The organism is Arthrobacter sp. ok909, assembly GCF_900104405.1.
GTDB classification, from domain to species: Bacteria; Actinomycetota; Actinomycetes; order Actinomycetales; family Micrococcaceae; genus Arthrobacter; species Arthrobacter humicola.
In genome coordinates this window covers 1-13394 of record NZ_FNJS01000012.1, presented here as the reverse complement: position 1 = coordinate 13394, position 13394 = coordinate 1, and the positions used below count along the sequence as shown (strand labels likewise).

Here is a 13394-nt window from a genome sequence, read left to right as displayed (position 1 = left end):
TGGCGGCGTGTCGGCACCAAAGTGCCCCCGAACCGCAGCCGCACGGCCCCGCGGCTGCGGGGCAAGGTCCTACACGGTCTCTGCTCCCTATCAGACGGGGCCGGGCGTCAGTTTCCGCAGATCGGCCTTCCGGATCTTGCCACTCGCCGTCCTCGGCATCTCTGCCACGAACACCACGGACTTGGGGATCTTGTACCGCGCGAGCCTGTCCGCCAGGTGGGAGCGCAGCTGCTCCTCCGTGAGCCGGGCTCCCTCACGCAGCAGCACCACGGCCCGCGGCACCTCGCCCCACTTCTCGTCCGGCACACCGATCACCGCGACACTGCCGACGGCGTCGAGCTCGGCGATGGCCTGCTCCACCTCGGCCGGGTAGATGTTCTCCCCGCCGGAGATGATCATGTCCTTGAGCCGGTCGGAGATGAACACGAAACCGTCCGGGTCCTTGTAGCCCATGTCGCCGGACTTGAACCAGCCGTCAGCGGTGTAGGAATCTGCGGAGGCCTCGGGCCGGTTCCAGTACTGGGGGATGACGTTCGGACCCTTGATCTGGATCTCCCCCACCGTTCCGGGCGCCGCCGGGCCGGCCGCCGGGTCCATGGGATCGGCCACCCGGACCTCGGTGAAGAAATGCGGCAGCCCCGAGGACCCCGCCTTGTCCCGGGACCTGGCCGCCGGCAGTGTGGTGGCGCCCGGCGCCGTCTCGGTCATGCCGTAGCCGTTGGAGAAGCGCAGCCTCCGCCGTTCGTAGGCTTCCAGGACCCGCATGGGCACGGCGGACCCGCCGCACGTCAGTTTGTTCAGCGAGCTAAGGTCCGTGGCGTCCCAGTCCGGGTGCTCGCACAGCATCTGATACGTGGTGGGCACCCCGCTGATGGTCGTTACATGGTGCCGCTCGATCAGCTCCAGCGTCCGGCGGGGATCGAACTTGGCTTCCAGGACCACGGTGCCGCCCTTCAGGAGCGTGGGCAGGACGCCCATATCGAGGGAGGCGACGTGGAACATCGGGGAGATCATGAGGGCCACGTCGGTGGAGGCAAAGTCGAAGTCGACCAGCACGTTGACACAGTTCCACGTGATGTTGCCGTGCGTCAGGAGCGCGCCCTTGGGGTTTCCGGTGGTACCGGAGGTGTACAGGATCATCGCGGCGTCATCCAGGCCCACGGGCTCGTCCGGCGGCAGCGCCGCGCCGGAGGCGATCACGGCCTCAAAGTCCTCCACGGCGGCTCCGCCGTTGGGCCCTGTCTTCCCGGGAACAGTCGTGCCGGGCACCGCTGAATCGTCGACGACGATCCGCCCGCCCACCGCGGTTCCCGCCGAGCCGCGTTCCGCGAGTTCCGCGAGCGCCGCCGAGTGGACCAGCAGGACGGCGCCGCTGTCCCGAAGCTGGAACTGGATTTCGGGCGGCGCGAGCCGGGTGTTCAGCGGGACGAAGATCGCCCCGGCCAGGCCGGCGGCGAACAGGGTCTCCAGGAAGGAGGGATCGTTTTCGCCGAGGTAGGCCACGCGGTCGCCCTTGGCCACGCCCCGGCCCCGAAGGGCGTTGGCGAGCCGTGCGGACCGGTCCGCGAGTTCGACGTAGCTGAGTTCCCTGTCCCCGGTGATGACGGCAGTCTTGGTGTCCGACTTCGGGCGGCGCCGTTGCAGCCACGAGCCGATGCCAAAATTCTCCACGGCAAATCCTTTCTAGTTAGACGGTAGTGCGCGGGGACCGGGTTAGGACCGGACAGTCTGCAGATCGTTGTTCTTCGGCTCGCGGGTCAGCAGGATGAAGACGATCGACACAACGGACATGATGGCCAGGTACCAGACCACGGCGGCGGTGTTCTGTCCGGAATCCTTGAAGATCTGCGCCACGATGCCCGGCGTGAATCCGGCCCCGAGGAGGGTGGCGAGCTGGTAGCCCAGCGAGGCGCCGGTGTAGCGCGAGGTGGTGCCGAACTGCTCGGACACGAAGGCCGCGAGCGGGCCGAACAGGGTGGAGTGGATCATGAGGCCGATTGCGAAGGCCACGAAGATCAGCCCGATGTTGTTCGAGGACAGGAGCTGGAACATCGGCGTGAGGTAGAGGATGAAGAGCACCAGGCCGCCGATCATCACGGGCCGCCGGCCCAGCTTGTCGGAGAGCCGGCCGCCCATGATCACGAACGCGATGGACACGAAGGAGGCTGCGGCAAAGGCGTAGAGCACGCCCTGCCGGTCCGCGCCCTTGGACACGGCATAGGTCACGGAGAACGTCGCCAGCACCACCTGGAGTGCGAACCCCGCGGCGCCGGCCAGCATGGTGAAGATCAGCGTCTTGGGCCGGCGCAGGACCTGCAGGAGCGGAATCTCGCGGCGCGCCGGCGCACCGCCCGGGACTGTGCCCGGCGCCGCTCGCTCGGCCTTTGCCTGTTCGGCTTGCTCTTGTTCAAGCGCCGCCTTGAAGATGGGGCTTTCGGTGACCTTGAGCCGGACAAACATGCCGACGCCGAGCAGGACGAAGGACAGCAGGAACGGCACGCGCCAGCCCCAGGCCAGGAACGGATCATTGGGCAGGGCCGCGAAAGCTCCCATGACAAGGGTGCCCAAGACCGCGCCGGTGGGGGCGCCGGCGTTGACGAACGAGGCCGCGAAGCCGCGCTTGCCCGACTCCGAGTGCTCAAGCGCCATGAGCGCGGCGCCGCCCCACTCCCCGCCCACGGCAATGCCCTGGCAGACGCGGAGGAACACGAGCATCACGGCGCCCCAGGCTCCCGCCACCGCGGCGCCGGGCACCAGCCCGATCAGGGTGGAGGCGATGCCCATCACCAGCATCGAGATGATCAGCATGTTCTTGCGGCCGAGCCGGTCGCCGAAGTGGCCGAAGATGATGCCGCCGAGGGGCCGCGCCACATAGCCTGCGGCGAAGGTGCCGTAGGCGGCCACCACCCCCACCCACTCGTCCATGCCGGTGAAGAACACCTTCGGGAAGACCACGGCGGCGGCCGTGGCGTAGAGCAGAAAGTCGTAGTACTCGATGGTGCTGCCGAGATAGCTGGAGGCAATGACGGTCCGTGCTTCACGGCGACGCGTACCCGCGTCCAGGGCCTGCAACTGCGAAATTTGGGACATCGTTGTTCCTTTAAGTGCAGAGAAATGGGGTGCAGAGGGATGGGGCGGAGGGTGGTGTGCTGGCCGTAGCGGCTTACTTGTAGAAGCGGGCGAGGAACTCGGCGACGACGGCGGGGCGTTCCTGGCCTTCAATCTCGATCGTGTTGGCCACCTTGATCTGGGCGCCGCCCTTGACTTCGGTGACCTCGGCGATGGTGGCCCGCATGCGGATGCGCGAGCCCACCTTTACCGGAGAGGTGAAGCGGACCTTGTCGAGGCCGTAGTTGACCTTGGTGGTGACGCCGTCGACGTCGAACAGCTCGCCCCAGAACGGGATGATAAGCGAGAGGGTGAGGAAGCCGTGGGCGATCGGGGCGCCGAAGGGGCCGTCCTTGGCGCGTTCGGGGTCCACGTGGATCCACTGGTCATCACCGGTGGCATCGGCGAACTTGTTGATCTGTTCCTGGGTGATTTCGCGGTAGTCGGTGACACCGAGGTCGGTGCCGGCGAGGGTGAGCAGTTTGTCGAAGTCGACGACGAGGTTGGGCATCTTTGGCTCCTGTGCTGATGGGGATGGGTTGATGGACGACGGCGGCGCGGTCAGCGGGTGAAGGCGCTTTCGCCGGTGAGGGCGCGTCCGACGATCAGGGCGTTGATTTCGTGGGTGCCTTCGTAGGAGTAGACGGCCTCGGCGTCGGCATGGAACCTGGCGACGTCGGTGTCCAGCGTGATGCCGTTGCCGCCCACCACTTCGCGGGCGAGCGCCACGGTCTCGCGCATCAGCAGGGACGTCTGCATCTTGGCCAGGGCGGAGTCCTGGTCGCGGTAGATGCCCTTGTCCTGCTGTTCGGTCAGCCGGACCACCAGGGACAGCGACGAGGTGACGTTGCCGAGCATCCGGGCGAGCTTTTCCTGCACCAGCTGGAAGGAGCCCACCGGGCGGCCGAACTGCTGCCGCTGGGTGACGTAGCGCAGCGCTGCCTCGAAGGCCCCGGCCTGGATGCCCGTGGCGATCCACGCGACGTCCGAGCGCATGGCCCGCAACATCGCGGCCACGTCCTCGAAGGAGTTCACGTTGTGCAGCCGCCTGGCCTCGGGAACCCGGACGGCGTCGAGCGTGATGTGGGCGTTCTGCATCATCCGCAGCGCCGTCTTGCGGTGGATCTTCTCCAGGGTCACGCCGGCCGCGTCGCGGTCCACGAGGAAGGCCTTGACCTGCCCGTCGGCCGTGTCGCGGGCGAACACCGCCAGGACGTCGGCCGTGGCGGCGCCGCCGATCCAGCGCTTGGCGCCGTTCAGGACCCAGGTGTCGCCGTCCGAGCCGGCCTCCCTGCGGGCGGTGGTCGCGAGGCCGCCGGCGATGTCCGAGCCGGATTCCGGCTCGGTCAGCGAGAAGACGCCCTTGAGCGAGAAGTCGATGACCTTGGGCATCCACTCGGCCTGCTGTTCCGCGGAGGCGCCGACCCGGATGGCGGTCCGGAACAACCCGGCCTGGGCGGTGTAAAAGGTGGCCAGCGAGGCGTCCGTCCGGGCGAGTTCGAAGATCCGGAAACCCTGGTAGATCCCCCGGGCGGGTCTGTCGGTCGTGAGCTCGGCGGGTTCCATGAGGTCCAGCTCGATCAGCGGCCGCGCCAGCTGGTCCGGAAACTCGCCGCGTTCCCAGTAGTCGGCCAGCAGCGGCTTCGCCTTCTCATCGAGGAAGGCCCGCAGCCTGCCGAGCACGCGTCGCTCGTCCGCGGTGAGGAGGGACTCGGCATCGTAGTAGTCGCAGACGCCGTAGAGCCTGGTCTGGTTTTCGGTCGCCACTGACACCTCAGCCACCCAGCCCGAGCAGGCGGACGGCGTTGTCCTTGAGGATCTTGGGCCGCACCTCGTCCTTGAGCGGAAGGTCGGCGAAGGCACCCAGCCACTTCTGCGGCGTGATCAGCGGGAAGTCCGTGCCGAACAGGACCTTGTCTTGCAGGACCGAGTTGGCCATCCGGACCAGGGACTCCGGGAAGTACTTCGGGGACCAGCCGGAGAGGTCGATGAACACATTGGACTTGTGCGTGGCGATCGAATTGGCCTCGTCCTGCCACGGCACCGAGGGGTGGGCCATGATGATCTGCAGTTCCGGGAAGTCCGCGGCCACGGCGTCGAGCAGGAGCGGGTTGGAGTAGGCCAGCTTGATGCCGTACCCGCCGGGGAGCCCGGCGCCCATGCCGTTCTGGCCCGTATGGAAGATGGCCGGCAGGCCCAGTTCCTGCAGGGTTTCCCAGAGCGGGTAGAACTGCTCGTTAGACGGGTCGAAGCCCTGCAGGCTCGGGTGGAACTTGAACCCGCGCGCGCCGAGGTCGATTGCCTGGTGCTTGGCGCCCTGGATGGCCTCGGCGCCGGTGCGCGGGTCCACGCTGCCGAACGGGATCAGGACGTCGTTGTTCCGCGCCGCCCCGGCAATGAGGTCCGGGATGCTGTTGGGCTCGTGCTTGAGCTGGGTCCGGGCGTCGACGGTGAAGACGACGGCGGCCATGTTCAGTTCGCGGTAGACCTCGGCGATCCGGTCCAGCGACGGGGTCCGGTCCTCGGCCTTGAAGTACTTGGCGGAGGCTTCCGTGAGTGCCGGCGGCAGGGATTCGTGGCCGTGGCCGTCCACTTCGAGATGGACGTGCATGTCGATCGCATCCAGCGAGGCGGCGTCGATGCCGAGTTCATAGCGCTGCGCGGACATGGCTAGCCGACCTTCGCCGGCGCAGCGGGCTCGGGCTGCGTCTGTTCGGGCTGAGCCGTTGTTGGCTGCAGTTCCTCCGGCAGCGGCAGGAACTCTTCGCCGACGCTCTGCAGCTTGTCGCCGAAGAGCTTCCCGAAGTCTTCCACGAGATCCTGGTAGCCCCAGCCGCCCTCGCGGCATTCGGTGGCGGCGGCCTCGGGGTGGGTCCAGAGCTGCAGTCGGTCGCCGCCGGCGCCGATCGCCTGGCCGGTGATTCCGGCGGCCGCGTCGGAGGCGAGGAACGCCACGAGGCCGGCGACGTCGTCGGCCGTGCCGAACCCGAGGTCGTGGCGGAAGAACGCCGGCATGGCCTCGCCGCGCTCGTCGGCCTCGACGGCCTTCTGGAAGTACGGGACGGTTTTGGTCATGGCCGTGGCGGCCACGGGGATGACGGCGTTGGCCGTGACGCCGGCTTTCTTCATTTCCAGGGCCCACGTGCGTACCATGCCCACGATGCCGGCCTTGGCGGCGGCGTAGTTGGTCTGGCCGAAGTTGCCGCGCTGGCCGGTCGGTGAACCGATGGTGATGATGCGGCCGGCAATGCCGTTCTCCTTGAAGTAGCCGAAGGCTTCCCGTGCGCAGGTGAAGGTGCCCTTGAGGTGGACGTTGATCACGGCGTCGAAGTCCTCGTCCGTCATCTTCAGCAGGCTCTTGTCCCGCAGGATGCCGGCGTTGGTCACCAGGATGTCGAGCCGGCCGAACTCCGTAACGGCTGTCTGCACGAGCTGTTTTGCCACCTCGGAGCTGCCCACCGGGGCAACGACGGCGGCGGCCTTACTGCCGTCGGACTCAATGGTCCGGACCGCTTCGGCAGCCACGGCAGCATCGACGTCATTGATAACGACGGCGGCGCCCTGGCGGGCCAGCTCCCGGGCGTAGGCCAGGCCGAGGCCCCGTCCGCTTCCGGTGACGATTGCTACTTTTCCTGACAGGCTCATTGCCGCTCCTTTGCTAGCTGCCGTGTGCATCCGGCCCTGCGGCGTGGGATGCTGGTCTGCATCCATGTAAATATGGATAGTTGAAAAAGTCAATGATTTATTTTTTGGACCATTGGAGTTGACATGCCGACAGAAGTTGACGACGCGCCGGGCACCGTCCCGGCGGAGAAGCTCATGGCGGCAACCATCAGCCGGGATGCGGGCTTCCTCCTGGCCAAACTGCATGCCGCGGGTTCGGTCCTGAACAACCGCGCGCTGGCCGGGTTCGGCCTCAAGGAGCGCTCCTATTCGGTGCTGGCCCTGGCCACCAGTGAGCTGGAGCCCACCCAGCGGGAGATGGCCGAATTCCTTAGCCTGGATCCCAGCCAGATCGTCGCGTTGATTGATGAGCTGGAGAAGCGCGGCCTGGTGATCCGCGCGCCCGGAAAACAGGACCGGCGCGCCAAGATCGTCTCCGCCACCACGGAAGGCACGGCGGTCTTCCGGCAAGCCGAGGCCGCGGCGCGGGAGGCGGAATCCGCAGCCCTGGCCGGCCTCAGCGACGCCGAAATCGCGGCCCTCAAGGGGCTGCTGCGCAAGGCTTTGTGGGGGCCGGCGGCCTGATCTGACCCGCACGGCGCGCGCCCAATCGCCCGGGTGCCGGAATCCGCAACCGGATGCGCTGAATCGACTCCCCGCCATCCATTGCCAGGTCGCTATTCAGTGTTACTATCTAGTGGTAGTCAGTAACACCGAGTAGCTGTTGGGAGGGTTCCATGGGCAAGCAAATGACCGAGATGCTCAAGGGCACGCTCGAGGGCATCGTCCTCGCGATCCTGGCCGCGCAGCCGGCATACGGCTACGAGATCACGGCGCGGCTGCGCGAGCAGGGCTTCTCCGACATCGTCGAGGGCACCGTCTATGCGCTGCTGGTCAGGATCGAGCAGCGCGGCCTCGTGGACGTGGCCCAGGTCCCGTCCGAGAAAGGGCCGCCGCGCAAGGTCTATTCCCTAAACGCACTGGGCGGCGAGTACCTCGAAGAGTTCTGGAGGACTTGGAGCTTCCTCCAAAAGCGGATCGAACAGCTCCACCACGACATAGAACACCCGCAAAGCGAAGGGGAGTAACCATGGCCGCAGGATGGATCGAAAAGATCACGGGATCATTCGAGGACAAGAAGCGCTGGCGCCGGTACAAGGATCGAAAAGAACAACTCCCCGCCAGCTATCGAACCGCAATCGACGGACTCGAGCGCTACTTCATGTACGCCGGGTCGATCGTCAAGGGCGATGTGCTCATGCAGATGCTCGAGGACCTCGCAGACCTGATCGAGCGGGCCGCCGTCGACGGCACCCCCGTCCGCGACATCGTTGGGGACGACCCGGTGGAGTTCGCAGACACCTTCATCCAGAACTACTCCGACGGCCAGTGGATCAACAAGGAGCGCAAGCGCCTGACCGACGCCATCGATCAGGCCGCCGCCGACGGCGTGTGAATGCACCGGGAACGGAGAACCGGCTATGACCACCGGCCAGGCCCTCGAACCCGCGGTCCGGGTGCAGGGCATCGAGAAATCATTCAAGGACGTGCACGTTCTGCGGGGTGTCGACTTCACCGTGAGGGCGGGGAGCATCTTCGCGTTGCTCGGTTCGAACGGTGCGGGCAAGACCACGCTGGTGCGGATCCTGTCGACGCTGCTGAAGGCCGACGCGGGCACCGCGACGGTTCACGGTTTCGACGTCGCCGCGAAGCCCGGCGACGTGCGCGAGTCGATCAGCCTGACCGGCCAGTTTGCCGCGGTCGATGAAGTGCTCACCGGTCGGGAAAACCTCGTGCTGATCGCCAAGTTGCGTCATCTGACAAACCCGGGTGCGATCGCCGACAACCTGCTCGACCGTTTCGCACTCACCGAAGCAGGAAACCGCAAGGCGTCGACGTACTCCGGCGGCATGCGGCGCCGACTCGACATTGCGATGAGCCTGATCGGGAACCCGCCGGTCGTCTTCCTCGACGAACCGACGACCGGGCTCGACCCCCAGGCGCGCATCGAGGTGTGGCAGACCGTCAAGCAACTTGCCGGTCAGGGCACGACGGTGCTGCTCACCACGCAGTACCTCGACGAGGCCGAAAAGCTCGCCGACCGCATCGCGATCCTGCATGAAGGCAGGATCATCCAAAACGGGACCCTCAGCGAACTCAAGCAACTCCTCCCGCCCGCGACGGTCGAATACGTCGAGAAGCAGCCCTCCCTCGAGGACGTCTTCCTCGCCCTCGTCGGTGGCACCGGCGGCGACCGCACCGACGACGACCGCACCGATGACCCGGCCCCGGCACGAAAGGCACCCCGATGACCACCCGCGTCCTTGGCGACACCCGCGTCCTGACCGGCCGCTCGCTGCGCCACATCCTCCGCAGCCCCGACACGATCATGACCACCGCCGTCACCCCGATCGCGCTGATGCTGCTGTTCGTGTACGTGTTCGGCGGCGCGATTAACACCGGATCCGGCGAGTCGTACGTCAACTACATGCTCCCCGGCATCCTGCTCATCACGATCGCGTCCGGCGTCGCGTACACCGCCTACCGGTTGTTCCTCGATATGCAGGGCGGTATCTTCGAACGCTTTCAGTCCATGCCGATCGCGAGGTCAAGCGTGCTCTGGGCGCACGTGCTCACCTCCCTGGCTGCCAACCTTGTCGCGGTCGCGATCGTCATCGGCGTCGCGCTGATCATGGGGTTTCGGACCGGCGCCTCCGTGGCCGACTGGCTCGCCGTCGCTGGCATCCTGATCCTGTTCACCCTCGCACTGACGTGGATTGCCGTCATCGCAGGGCTGTCGGCGAAGAGCGTCGACGGCGCGAGCGCGTTCAGCTACCCGCTGATCTTCCTGCCGTTCATCAGTTCGTCGTTCGTACCCACCGACTCGATGCCCGGCCCGGTCGCCTGGTTCGCCGAGAACCAGCCGGTGACCTCCATCGTGAACACCATCCGAGCCTTGCTTGCCCAGGAACCCAGTGGCAGCGACATCTGGATCGCCCTCGCCTGGCTCGTCGGCATTCTCGTTGTCGCCTACGCCTTCGCGATCGCCATCTACCGTCGCAAGATCAGCTGAGGCCGGGCGCTGGCGGTCCCGGAATGCCGCGCCAGTTCAGGACCACCACCATTACCTCTGAGGTCCGGGCCCCCGCCGCGTAGTTCTTCCTCCACCGGGCCCGGCCCGCCTGATTGACCCAGCTTTCGAGGGGCGGGCCACAGCCCGCCACGCGCTTTGACTACGCCGGTTGAGATAGCGTTGGGACAGGAGGAGCCATGGCCGTTCGGAGCGCCGGCATTCTGCTCTACCGGCTGGGCAGCACGCCCGGACCCGGCAGCGCTTCTCCGGTGGAGGTCTGGATCGCCCACATGGGCGGACCGTTCTGGGCCGGCAAGGACGCCCGCGCCTGGTCCGTCCCCAAGGGCGAATACCCCGCCGGTGAGGACCCGCTGGAGGCCGCGCGCCGGGAGTTCGCGGAGGAAATAGGCACCCCTGCGCCCGCGTCCGACTACCACCGGCTCGGCGACTTCCGGCAGCCTTCCGGCAAGGTCATCACGGTCTACGCGACCGAATCGGACTTTCAGCCCGGCCGCATCGTGAGCAACACCTTCACCCTGGAGTGGCCCAAGGGATCCGGCGCCGTCCGCAGCTTCCCCGAGATCGACCACGCCGAATGGGCCACGGAAGCACAAGCCAGGGACCGGCTGGTGAAGGGCCAGCTGCCGATCCTCGACGCGCTCCTCCGGCACCTCGGACTCGGCGCGGCACCAGCCGGGGAGCAACATAAGGAATCTCAATGATGTTGTCCATGGATTCCTGAGGCCTATGGCTAGCAGGGCGACTGAGAGAACGGCTCCCAGAACCCACGGCGGTTGATACACACGATTTCGAAGAGCGCCCACTGACGGTCTAGCTGAGTCCCAGGCACCGTCCGGCGGTCTGCTCATTGGTCGGATTTGCGAGTAGATTGTTCACATCCGCTGAGGGTCCCGCGTATCAGCGAAACGAGCACGTGGACAAGGATCCGGATGGGCCGGCCGTACCGCATTGACACTCACCAGCACATCGTTCCGCCTGGGTATGCACGCTGGATGCTTGAAAAGGGTATCCGCCCCGGCGGCATTGGCCTGCCGTCGTGGTCCGAGCGCTCAGCGTTGAAGTTCATGGACAGGCACGACGTGCAGACCGGCATATTATCCCTGTCCACGCCCGGCGTGTACTTCGGGGACGCTGCGGAGGCACGGCGGCGGGCGCGGGAGATCAATGAATACAGTGCAGAGGTGGTCGCGGCCCGGCCTGAGCGGTTCGGGTTCTTCGCGACACTCACGCTGCCGGACGTGCAAGGCGCCCTGGCGGAGGCCCAGTACGCCCTGGACACCCTGCGCGCGGACGGGATCGTATTGCTGGCCAACAACGCCGGCCGCTATCTGGGCGATCCTGGCTTTGAGCCTCTGCTGGAGTTCCTGCACCACCGCCGGGCCGTAGTGTTCATCCACCCCGCTGAACTGCCCGCTCCGGCGGTGCCGGGCATACCCGCCTTTGCCGCAGATTTCTTGCTCGACACCACCCGCACCGCTATCAGCCTGATCCTGTCCGGTGCGATGGAAAAGTTCTCGGGAATCAGGTTCATCCTGGCCCACGCGGGCGGCTTCGTTCCTTACATCGCCTACAGGATCCTGCTGACGATGCTCAACGATAAGGACCTGGCCCTCAGCGCGCTGGCGGCGCTGGGAGATAAGAAGCAGTCCATCTTGCGGCGGTTTTATTACGACGTGGCCCTGTCCGCCAGCCCGGCGGCCCTGCCCAGCCTGCTCGAGGTAGCTGACCCGGGCCGCATCACGTACGGAACTGACTTCCCGTTCGCACCCGCTGCGGCGATCGATTTCCTGAATATGGAGTATGAGAATTATCCGCTGGACCCCTCCGTGCGCGCGGCGATAGACCGCGGCAATTCCGAGGCGCTTTTTCCCCGGCTGAGGCCTGATCAGGATTAGTTCATATTGTGCGCGTTGCGCTCCCTGGCAGGCGGGGTTCCGAGTTCACTATGGACCGTGCGAATCCGACAGGATCCCCGAACAAGGGGTGCGTTGACGCGCAGTGTGGAGCCGAGGATGTCGAAGCTGGGCGTCCTGGCTGGAAGTACTGACGCGCGTATAACCCAGTCTTGGAAAGCTGTTGTCTTCCGAGACCCGTGGGTTGCTTCTTGATGCCGGTTCGGATCACGCGGTTTCTGTCCGGACGGTGTTGGTGATGCTGCCGACTCCTTCCACGGTCACGGTGATGGTGTCGCCGTCTTTGAGGAACAGTTGGGGGTCTCGGCGGTAGCCGACGCCGGATGGCGTGCCGGTGAGGATGACGTCACCTGGCTCCAGTGTGGCGAATTCGGAGATGGTGGCGATGAGTGTGGGGATGCTGAAAATCAGGTGGGAGAGGTCGGATTTTTGTACGACTTCCCCATTCAGGGTAGTGCGGATGCCGGCCTTGCTGATGTCGGTTTCTGCCGGGGTGACGATGTAGGGGCCTATCGGGGTGGTGTCGTCCCAGACCTTGCCCTGCAACCATTGGTGGGATTTGTTTTGGTAGTCGCGCATGGTGACGGCGTTGGCGACGCAATAGCCAAGGACGTGGTCCATGGCGTCGTGTTCGGTGATGCGGCGACCTGTCTTGCCGATGATGACGGCAAGTTCGCCTTCGAAGTCGACCTGGTTGGATTCCGGGGGCAGGATGATGTCCTCGGCCGGTCCGATGAGGGTGGATGTGTACTTGGGGAACAGGACGGGAAAGGCGGCCGCGCTGGGGTCGTTGGCATGGTCTTTGTAGTTCAGGCCCGCGCAGAGGATCTTCCCGGCCCTTGGGGACGCCGCGCGCAGGGTGACTTCGGATAGGGCAACCCGTGATGCGGTCACCCGGGCAGCACTGGCAAGGAGCTCTGCGGATGTTTCCGGTCCGACGTCGGTGAGGCCGGCTAGCGGGATGAGGTGTTCGCCATGAACTTCGCCGATGAAGTTGTGACCCTTGTATCGGTAGTTTGCGTAGGCCATTCGTTTTCTCTTCCTGATCTTGCTTGCCGATTAAGCAGTGTGCGGGCGTGCGAAGGGCGTTAGGGTGCCGATTGCACCCCGAACGCTACGGCGAGCTTCATGATCTTCTCGGCGCGGCCCAGGCGCGGCAGGTCGGAGCCGTCCCGGATGACGCGGCCGTTGGCTTCGAAGTCGGCCATGAAGTCCGTGGCCCAGGCGACGTCGGACGGCGTAGGGCTGATGACTTCGTTGATGACCGGGGTCTGGTCGATCGCCAGGCAGAGCTTGCCGGTCATGCCCATCATCACGGTGATGCCGGTCTGCTCGCGCAGGATCGGGTGGTTGGTGCCGACCGTGGGGCCGTCGATGGGGCCCGGCAGGTTGCCCACGCGGCTGGCCACCACCAGCTTGGCCCGGGGGTAGGCCATGGCCTCCGGGGTGGCGGCCATGCCGGTGTCGCGGCGGAAGTCGCCGGAGCCGAAGGCCAGGCGGAAAGCACCCTGGGCCTTCGCGATGTTGTTGGCTTCCTCGATGCCGACGGCGGACTCGACGAGCGGGATGACCGGGGTCTTGCCGTCCATCCGGTGGAAGCTCTCCGTGACCTGGTC

At 66.1% G+C, this 13394-nt stretch carries 15 protein-coding genes; 7 read left to right on the top strand and 8 right to left on the bottom strand.

All coding sequences use genetic code 11. From position 1 onward, the window contains the following. Positions 1-90 precede the first annotated feature (90 nt). From BLR03_RS11495 to BLR03_RS11470, 6 genes are all read right to left on the bottom strand, one after another. The gene (locus tag BLR03_RS11495; RefSeq protein ID WP_091252676.1) at positions 91-1671 is read right to left on the bottom strand and encodes an acyl-CoA synthetase; all 1581 of its coding nucleotides are present in this window, start codon (positions 1669-1671) and stop codon (positions 91-93) included. Positions 1672-1713: 42 nt separating this feature from the next. Next, the gene (locus tag BLR03_RS11490; protein ID WP_091252674.1) at positions 1714-3090 is read right to left on the bottom strand and encodes an MFS transporter; all 1377 of its coding nucleotides are present in this window, start codon (positions 3088-3090) and stop codon (positions 1714-1716) included. A 73-nt stretch (positions 3091-3163) separates the two neighbouring features. After that, on the bottom strand, positions 3164-3619 hold the full coding sequence (locus BLR03_RS11485; protein ID WP_018774069.1) for a MaoC family dehydratase: 456 nt from the start codon (positions 3617-3619) through the stop codon (positions 3164-3166). 50 nt (positions 3620-3669) lie between these two features. Then, positions 3670-4881, bottom strand: coding sequence for an acyl-CoA dehydrogenase family protein (locus BLR03_RS11480; RefSeq protein WP_254788414.1), 1212 nt, complete (start codon positions 4879-4881; stop codon positions 3670-3672). 1 nt (position 4882) lies between these two features. Then, positions 4883-5776: an amidohydrolase family protein gene (locus BLR03_RS11475; RefSeq protein WP_091252670.1), complete on the bottom strand. Its 894-nt coding sequence runs from the start codon at positions 5774-5776 to the stop codon at positions 4883-4885. A gap of 2 nt (positions 5777-5778) precedes the next feature. After that, positions 5779-6753 carry an SDR family NAD(P)-dependent oxidoreductase gene (locus tag BLR03_RS11470; RefSeq protein WP_091252668.1) on the bottom strand — a complete coding sequence of 325 codons (975 nt, stop codon included), beginning with the start codon at positions 6751-6753 and terminating at the stop codon, positions 5779-5781. A 123-nt stretch (positions 6754-6876) separates the two neighbouring features. Here BLR03_RS11470 and BLR03_RS11465 point away from each other — a divergent pair, with 123 nt between their 5' ends. The 7 genes from BLR03_RS11465 to BLR03_RS11435 all read left to right on the top strand — a co-directional run bounded on the left by BLR03_RS11465 (position 6877) and on the right by BLR03_RS11435 (position 11760). Beyond that, the gene (locus BLR03_RS11465) at positions 6877-7356 is read left to right on the top strand and encodes a MarR family winged helix-turn-helix transcriptional regulator (RefSeq protein WP_091252667.1); all 480 of its coding nucleotides are present in this window, start codon (positions 6877-6879) and stop codon (positions 7354-7356) included. A gap of 152 nt (positions 7357-7508) precedes the next feature. Continuing rightward, the gene (locus BLR03_RS11460) at positions 7509-7859 is read left to right on the top strand and encodes a PadR family transcriptional regulator (protein ID WP_091252664.1); all 351 of its coding nucleotides are present in this window, start codon (positions 7509-7511) and stop codon (positions 7857-7859) included. Between the two features lie 2 nt (positions 7860-7861). Next, complete coding sequence (locus tag BLR03_RS11455; RefSeq protein WP_091252662.1) at positions 7862-8227, top strand: DUF1048 domain-containing protein; 366 nt, start codon at positions 7862-7864, stop codon at positions 8225-8227. A gap of 25 nt (positions 8228-8252) precedes the next feature. Then, entirely contained in the window at positions 8253-9083 is an 831-nt protein-coding gene (locus BLR03_RS11450) for an ABC transporter ATP-binding protein (RefSeq protein WP_091252660.1), read from the top strand. Next, complete coding sequence (locus BLR03_RS11445) at positions 9080-9844, top strand: ABC transporter permease (protein WP_091252658.1); 765 nt, start codon at positions 9080-9082, stop codon at positions 9842-9844. Before BLR03_RS11450 ends, BLR03_RS11445 begins: the two co-directional genes overlap by 4 nt. 197 nt (positions 9845-10041) lie before the next feature. After that, the gene (locus BLR03_RS11440; protein ID WP_091252657.1) at positions 10042-10566 is read left to right on the top strand and encodes an NUDIX hydrolase; all 525 of its coding nucleotides are present in this window, start codon (positions 10042-10044) and stop codon (positions 10564-10566) included. 228 nt (positions 10567-10794) lie between these two features. Continuing rightward, positions 10795-11760, top strand: a complete 966-nt coding sequence (locus BLR03_RS11435) for an amidohydrolase family protein (RefSeq protein WP_091252655.1) — start codon at positions 10795-10797, stop codon at positions 11758-11760. A 225-nt stretch (positions 11761-11985) separates the two neighbouring features. On the opposite strand, the gene BLR03_RS11430 is transcribed toward BLR03_RS11435, so the two are convergent. Beyond that, the gene (locus BLR03_RS11430) at positions 11986-12807 is read right to left on the bottom strand and encodes a fumarylacetoacetate hydrolase family protein (protein WP_091252654.1); all 822 of its coding nucleotides are present in this window, start codon (positions 12805-12807) and stop codon (positions 11986-11988) included. Positions 12808-12866: 59 nt separating this feature from the next. After that, on the bottom strand, positions 12867-13394 hold a 528-nt coding region (locus BLR03_RS11425), incomplete at its 5' end, for an HpcH/HpaI aldolase/citrate lyase family protein (RefSeq protein WP_254788411.1).